Source organism: Streptomyces solincola, assembly GCF_002982015.1.
Taxonomy (GTDB): domain Bacteria; phylum Actinomycetota; class Actinomycetes; order Streptomycetales; family Streptomycetaceae; genus Streptomyces; species Streptomyces solincola.
In genome coordinates, this window is the sequence record NZ_PVLV01000428.1 from 1 (window position 1) to 6,852 (window position 6,852).

Annotated in this window: 7 protein-coding genes and 1 pseudogene; 6 read left to right on the top strand and 2 right to left on the bottom strand. The window is 76.9% G+C overall.

Features of this window, described 5'->3' with window-relative positions:
- A pseudogene (locus C6N75_RS23775) lies at positions 1 to 466 on the bottom strand (N-acetylmuramoyl-L-alanine amidase); the annotation flags it as partial.
- 248 nt (positions 467 to 714) lie between these two features.
- Here C6N75_RS23775 and C6N75_RS23780 point away from each other — a divergent pair.
- Together C6N75_RS23780 and C6N75_RS23785 are read left to right on the top strand one after the other, a co-directional pair.
- Positions 715 to 2,175, top strand: a complete 1,461-nt coding sequence (locus tag C6N75_RS23780; protein ID WP_105870944.1) for a WGR domain-containing protein — start codon at positions 715 to 717, stop codon at positions 2,173 to 2,175.
- Positions 2,172 to 2,654 carry a hypothetical protein gene (locus C6N75_RS23785; RefSeq protein WP_105870945.1) on the top strand — a complete coding sequence of 161 codons (483 nt, stop codon included), beginning with the start codon at positions 2,172 to 2,174 and terminating at the stop codon, positions 2,652 to 2,654. The genes C6N75_RS23780 and C6N75_RS23785 overlap by 4 nt, the downstream gene beginning before the upstream one ends.
- 93 nt (positions 2,655 to 2,747) lie before the next feature.
- Here the strand turns inward: C6N75_RS23785 and C6N75_RS23790 are convergent, their stop codons facing one another.
- On the bottom strand, positions 2,748 to 3,170 hold the full coding sequence (locus C6N75_RS23790; RefSeq protein WP_105870946.1) for a DUF350 domain-containing protein: 423 nt from the start codon (positions 3,168 to 3,170) through the stop codon (positions 2,748 to 2,750).
- Between the two features lie 162 nt (positions 3,171 to 3,332).
- On the opposite strand from C6N75_RS23790, the gene C6N75_RS23795 reads away from it, so the two are divergent.
- From C6N75_RS23795 to C6N75_RS23810, 4 genes are all read left to right on the top strand, one after another.
- Complete coding sequence (locus C6N75_RS23795) at positions 3,333 to 3,902, top strand: DoxX family protein (protein ID WP_105870947.1); 570 nt, start codon at positions 3,333 to 3,335, stop codon at positions 3,900 to 3,902.
- A gap of 88 nt (positions 3,903 to 3,990) precedes the next feature.
- On the top strand, positions 3,991 to 4,374 hold the full coding sequence (locus C6N75_RS23800; RefSeq protein WP_105870948.1) for a hypothetical protein: 384 nt from the start codon (positions 3,991 to 3,993) through the stop codon (positions 4,372 to 4,374).
- 120 nt (positions 4,375 to 4,494) lie between these two features.
- Positions 4,495 to 5,772: an NAD(P)/FAD-dependent oxidoreductase gene (locus tag C6N75_RS23805; protein ID WP_105870949.1), complete on the top strand. Its 1,278-nt coding sequence runs from the start codon at positions 4,495 to 4,497 to the stop codon at positions 5,770 to 5,772.
- A 179-nt stretch (positions 5,773 to 5,951) separates the two neighbouring features.
- A partial coding sequence (locus C6N75_RS23810; protein ID WP_105870950.1) for a lycopene cyclase family protein occupies positions 5,952 to 6,852 on the top strand: 901 nt, incomplete at its 3' end.

The window sequence follows — 6,852 nt, forward strand, 5'->3', positions numbered from 1 at the left end:
CTGGTCGACGCCTGCGGGACGGTCTACGAGGGCCGCGCGGGCGGTCCACCCCGCCCGCGCGGCCCTCGTAGACCGTCCCGCAGGCGTCGACCAGGAAGTTGTAGCCGATGTCGTCCCAGTGCTGCCCGTGTGCGTGGCCCTCGTACAGCCCGCGCAGCATGCCGGGGACCTCCGCGCAGTCGTAGCCGTTCGGCGTCGAGGTGTGGTGCACCACCGCGGCCTTCACCGCCGGCGCGTACCGGGCCGCCGGGGCGGTGTCCACCTCCTCCGCGTGCCAGGCCGAGCGGGGCACGATGGCCGGCCGGGGCCCCTGGTGCAGAGGGCGGGCGGCGGCCGGCCGGTCGGGCGGCGCGGCGGTGGTGCGGCGCTCGCCGCCGGGCCGGAGCAGCATCGAGGTGCCGGCGAGCAGGACCAGCACCGCGAGCGCGGCGGAGGTCCGGTAGCGGCGCCCGCGACTGAGTTGCATGCTCCACCCTCGGTAGGGCTCCACCCCCGGAAAGGGCCGGCCTCGACAGGGCCGCGAGGCCGTGGGCGCCCCTTGCGCGGACCGCCCGGTGTGTCGTCCTCCGCCATCGTCGCCGGGGGCGCGCCGCGCCGCCCGCCGGAGCGTGCCGATCGGGGGACCTCGCAAGGCGTTGTCAGTGCCGGCTCCTACTCTTCAGGCAGTGGGGTTCGCGGAAGGCCGCGGACCGAAGCCTGGGGGAGAGGTCTGCCATGTCGTCTGCTGCCATGTCGGCGTCCGCGTCGACGACGTATCTGGAGCTGTCGCAGGACGGCGGAGGCGCGCACAAGTTCTACGAGGTGACGGTCGCGGGCGAGACGGTGTCCGTGCGCTACGGGCGCATCGGCGCGGCCGGGCAGCTCCAGACGTCCGTCTTCCCCACCGCGCAGAAGGCGCAGGCCGCCGCCGCGAAGAAGATAGGCGAGAAGGTGCGCAAGGGGTACGCCCCGGCGGTGCGGGGACAGCGCGCGCCGCGGTCCGTCACCCGCCGCCAGGTGGCCTCCGCGCCGTCCACCGCGCGGGCCGTCGCGCCGGTGCTGTGGCGCTTCCGCACCGGATCGGCCGCGTTCGGCATCCACGTGGACGAGGAGCGCGCCTGGGTCGGCAACCAGTCCGGCGACGTCTACACGCTGGACCACGCCGGCGAGGTGCAGGCCCGCTACCGTCTGCCGGACGGGGTCAAGTGCCTGGTCGCCGACGACTTCTGGATCTACGCCGGCTGCGACGACGGCCGGGTGTACGACCTGTCGTCCAAACTGCCGTTCGCCGCGTACGAGATCTCCGCGGACGTCGACATCTTCTGGCTCGACATCCACGAGGGCGTGCTCGACGTGGCGGACCGGGCCGGCCGGCTCACCGTCATCGACCACGAGGACGAGCACCAGTGGGCGCGCGGCGGGCGCGGCGAACACGCCTGGATGGTCCGGGCCGACGACCGCGCCGTCTACCACGGCCACACCGGCGGTGTGACGGCCTACGCCCCGGACGGCGGCGGCGAGCTGTGGCACACCCGCACCAAGGGGGCGGTGCTCTTCGGCTGGCAGGAGCCGGACGCGGTCTTCGCGGGCACCGGACACCGGGTGGTCCAGCGGCTGGCCAAGGCCGACGGCGCGCTGGAGGCGACGTACACCTGCGACAGCGCGGTCTACTCCTGCGCCACCTCGCCCGGCGGCCGGTACGTCTTCGCCGGCGACTCCTCGTCCTCGGTGTACTGCTTCGACCGGGACGGCACGCGGCTGTGGAAGCTGGGCACCGGCGGCGGCTCCGCGCTGTCCATGCAGTACCGCGACGAGCGGCTGTACCTGGTCACCACCGACGGCTCGCTGGTCTGCGTGGACGCGAGCGACGCGGCGGTCGCGGCCGCCCAGCAGGGCTCCGTGCCGGTCGCCCGGGACGTCAAGCTCGCCGCCGCGCTGCCCACCTACGCCCCGGCGACCACCGCCGCCTCGGTGGCCACGGTGGCGGCCGCGCCGGCCGGGTCGATCGTCGTGGAGTGCGTCCAGGACGGCGCGAAGCTGCGGGTGCGCGTGGTCTCGGAGGGCTACGACCAGTCCTGGCGGGTGCAGTTCCCCCGCGACATCCGCGAGGCGGGCGCCCGCTATGTGGTGGACGCCGTCCACCCGGCGTCGGGCGGCTTCTACCGGGTGCGCGGCGACATCCGGAGGCTCACATGACGGAAGGCGCGACCGGAGGCGCCTTCGAAGCGGCCGCGGGCGACGGGCCCGCGCCGCCGGCGGAGTCGGCCGGACGCCGGGCGGCCGAGGTGCGGGCCGCGTTCGACGGGCTGCTCCAGATCCGCCGGCTCACCGGCGCGGGCGGCGGCGACCCGCGGGCGTCCCCCGCGCCCTGGGAGCGCAACCAGCCGGTCCGGGCGGTGGCCCTGGCGCTGGAGGCGGGCGGCGTCGCCCCCTCCGCCGTGGACGCGGAGGGCCGGCGCGTGCGCGCCGGGTACCTGGTCGGGGCGGGCGAGCGGCCCGGCACGGTCCGGGTGACCTGGCCCGGCCCGCCGGGCTCGGGCGCCGCGCAGGAGGAGGAGCGGGCCCTCGCCGAGTGCGCCGCCCTCCTGGACCGCCTCGGCTGGGACGCCCTCCTCTACCGCGGCCCCCGCGGCCGCCGCTTCCTGGAGGTGGAGCCGGTCCGGCCCGCCGGTTGAGCCGGAGCGGGCGATGAGCCGGAGCACGCGATGAGCCGGAGCGGGCGGCGCGCCCGGCGGCCGCACCCGCCGGTCAGACCACGGGCGCCGCCGTCAGGCGATGGAGGCCGAGACGATGGCGGCCACCGCCAGATTGCAGGAGGCCGACACCCAGACCGCGGGGTGCGGCTCCTGCTCCACCAGCGTCGCGCCCAGCTTGCCCGGCGTGAACAGGTCCACCACCCAGAACGCCACGGCCATCAGCACCAGGCCCAGCACCCCGAACACCGCGGTGGACACCAGACCCTTGCCGAACTCGTCGTACGTCGTCCAGATCGAGGTGAACACGATGCCGCCGATGCCCAGCAGCGCCGAGCTGAGCAGCACCGCCGCGTTGCGGTTGCGCTGCTCCCAGATCTGTCTGCCCAGCTTGCCGGGGGTCAGGACGTCGACCAGGACGATGCCGAGGATCAGCAGGACCACGCCCAGAGCGCCGTAGGCGGTGGCGCGGCCGAGGCCGTCGAGGATGTCGCTCATGAGTGCCGCTCCGAAGTGAATGATCGCGGTCAAGGAGAGGCAAAATGTAGCGTACGGCTCCCGACGGCCGGTCACCCGTACGGCGCAGCAACGCCGCCCCGCCGGGCCGCAGGTGGCCACAGTGGGAACGGCACGCCACAGCCGTACGACGGGAGCAACCCCATGACACGTTCCACCCCGCTGAACCGACGGGACCTCGGTCTGCTCGCCCTCCGCACCGGGACCGGCGCGGTGCTCGCCGCGCACGGCGCCCAGAAGCTGTTCGGCTGGTTCGGAGGCGGCGGCCTGGAGGGCACGGCGAAGGCCATGGAGTCCATGGGCTATCGGCCCGGACGCCGGAGCGCCCTCGCCGCCGGGCTCGGCGAGGCGGGCGGCGGGACGCTGCTGCTGCTCGGCCTGGCCACCCCCGCGGCCGGCGCCGCCGCGGCCGGCGCGATGGCCGGCGCGGTCGCGGTGCACGCACCAGCGGGGTTCTTCAACCAGTCCGGCGGCTTCGAGTACCCGGCCTTTCTGGGCTTCGCGGCCGCCACCCTGGGGGTCGCCGGCGCGGGCCGGCTCTCCCTGGACCATGTCACCGGCCACCGCCTGGACCGCCCCTGGACGGTGGCCGCGGCCTTCACCGGAGCGGCGCTGGCCGCGGCCGCGGTGGTCGGCAAGCGGGTCCGGGACCAGCGGTCCGCCGACGCCGAGTCCCCCGACGCCGAGTCCCCCGCCGCCGGGTCCGGCGCCTGAGCGGTCACGGCCGCACGAGGGGAGCGCGCCCGGGGCCCGCCCCGGCGCGCCACCGCATGGGCCGGCGGGGGAGGGGTACGCGACGCGCATGACCGACAAGGACAATGCACGCAATCCGGACCGAGGCCAGGAGCACCACCAGGAGCCCGACGAGGCCCGGGAGCGCGCCGAGAACGCCGACGCGGCCCTCGCGGCCGACGAGGAGCGCGCCGAGGCCCGGCCGTTCGAGTACCCGTACCCGGAGCGCCGGGCCGGGGTCCGCGCCACCCGCCGCATCAGCCGCGAGCAGGCCGACGCGGACAGCGTCCCCGGCGTCCCGGGCGGCTACGGCACCACCGGCGGCGGCCAGCCCGGCGGAAGCGCCGGCATCAACCCCGACCGGGAGGGGACGATGGACCCGTCCGAGTACGCCGACACCATCGGCGGCGGCGAACCCGACCCCCGCCGGGACCGGGACCGGAGCGAGGACTGACCCGCCCCACCCGGCCAGGGTCCACGCACCCCGGAACCCGCGGGGCCCGGACCCGCGGGGCCGTCCGCCGCCCTGTTGACCGCGTACCGCGTACCGCGTACCGCCGAGGAGCCGACGTAGATGACCGCCGCACAGCGCCCGCCCGCACCCGACGCCGTCGTCGTCGGGGCGGGGCTCGCCGGACTCGCCTGCGCCCTCGACCTCAGCCGGGCCGGCCTGCGGGTCGCCCTGCTGGAGGCGTCCGACCAGGTCGGCGGGCGGATGCGGACCGACCGGCGGGACGGCTTCCTGCTCGACCGCGGCTTCCAGGTGTTCAACACCTCCTACCCCCAGGTCAGGCGGCGTCTGGACCTCAAGGCCCTGCGGCTGCGCCCCTTCACCCCCGGGCTGATCGCGCACACCTCGGACGGGCCGGTCAGGCTGGCCGATCCCACCCGGCGGCCCGGCTCGGCCGGCGAGCTGCTGCCCGGCCGGGCGCTGCCCGCACGGGACCTCGCCGCGCTGGCCGGGCTCGTCGCCTACGACACCCTGCTGCCCGCCGGCGCGGTCAAGCGGCGCGCCGACCGCACCACCTCCGCCGCGCTGGACGCGGCCGGGCTGTCCCGCCGGACCATCGACGAACTGCTGCGGCCCTTCCTCGCCGGGGTGTTCCTGGAGGACCGGCTGGAGACCTCCGCGCGCTTCTTCCACCTGGTGCTGCGCAGCATGGGCCGCGGCACGCTCTGCCTGCCGGCCGACGGCATCGGCGCGGTGCCCGCGCAGCTCGCCGCCGCGCTGCCGCCCGGCGTCCTGAGGCTGGAGACCCCGGTCGGCTCGCTCACCACCACCGGCGTCGTCCTCGCCGACGGAACCGAACTGCTCGCCGGGGCCGTGGTGGTGGCCACCGACGGGGCCACCGCCGCCCGGCTGCTGCCCGGCCTGCCCGCCCCGCAGACCCGGGCCGTCACCACGTACTACCACGCCGCCGACGCCGCCCCGATCGCGGAGCCGACGCTGGTCACCGACTCCGCCCTGACCGTGCTGAACACCTGCGTGCTCACCGAGGTCGCGCCCTCCTACGCCCCGCCGGGCACCGCCCTGGTGTCCACCTCGGTGCTGGGCGGCGACCGGCCGGACGTCGCCGCGCGGGTGCGCCGCAGGCTCGCCGAGCTGTACCGGACGGACACCTCCGGGTGGCAGCAGATCGCGGCGTACACCATCGACGGCGCGCTGCCCGCGATGCCGCCGCCCTGGCCGCTCAGCCGCACCACCCGCACCGCCTCCGGGCACTACGTGTGCGGCGACCACCGGGCCACCGGTTCGGTGCAGGGCGCGCTGGCCTCCGGGACCCGGGCCGCGCGGGAGCTGCTCACCGACCACCCGGCCGCCCACCGGTCGGCCGCCCTCACCGCCCGGTAGCCGGGTAGCCCGGTAGAGGGACCGCGACCGGCCGGCGTCCGCGCCGCCGCGGCGGCGGCCGCACCCCCGGGGAATGATCGACCGGGCACGACCGGCCCGGAGTGCGTGCGGCCTTCCCGGGCAGACGCCTGCCGGGGCGCGCCGAGGGCGCGACGGAGCTGCGCGCGGGAAGGACGGACGTGTCGGATGGCGTGAACGACGGCGTGGTCGTCGTCGGCGGGGGCGCCGCCGGACTGACCCTGGCCCACTGGCTGACCCGCACGGGCGCCGGCCCGGTGACGGTGGTGGAGGCCCCGGAAGGCCCGCTGCGCCCGGCAGAGCGCACCTGGTGCCACTGGGACGACGGACCGGGGGAGTTCGAGGAGGCCGTCACCGCCGAGTGGTCCAGGCTGCGCATCACCGGCCCGGACGGCGGCGTCGTCGAGGCCGAGCCCGCCCCGCTGCGCTACCGGATGCTCCGCTCGACGCCGTTCGAACGCCTGGTGCACGCCCGGCTCGCGGCCCACCCCGGGGCCGGGCTGCTGCGCGCCACCGTCCACGGCGTGCGCGGACGGACCGACGGGGCCCCCGGGGCGGAGGTGCACGGCGCCGGCGCCGACGGGCGGCCCTTCACGCTCTGGGGCCGGTACGTCTTCGACTCGCGCCCGCTGCCCGGGCTGCCGCCCGCCCGCACCACCCTGCTCCAGCACTTCCGCGGCTGGTTCGTGCACACCGACCGGCCCCGCTTCGACCCGGCCACCGCGCACCTGATGGACTTCCGCGTCCCGCAGCCCGCGCACGGCCTGGCGTTCGGCTACGTCCTGCCGCTCGCCGAGGACCGGGCCCTGGTGGAGTACACCGAGTTCTCCCGCCGGCCGCTGGAGCGGGCCGCCTACGACAGCGCGCTCACCCACTACACCGGCCGGGTGCTGGGCCTGGGCGCCTTCGCCGTCACCGGGACCGAGCAGGGCGTCATCCCGATGACCGACGCCCGCTTCCCGCGCCGGTTCCCCCGGCCGGGGACGACCGGCGCCCGCTTCCCGCGCCGCGGCGGGCCGGCCCCGGCGCACTTCCCGATCGGCACCGCCGGCGGGGCCACCC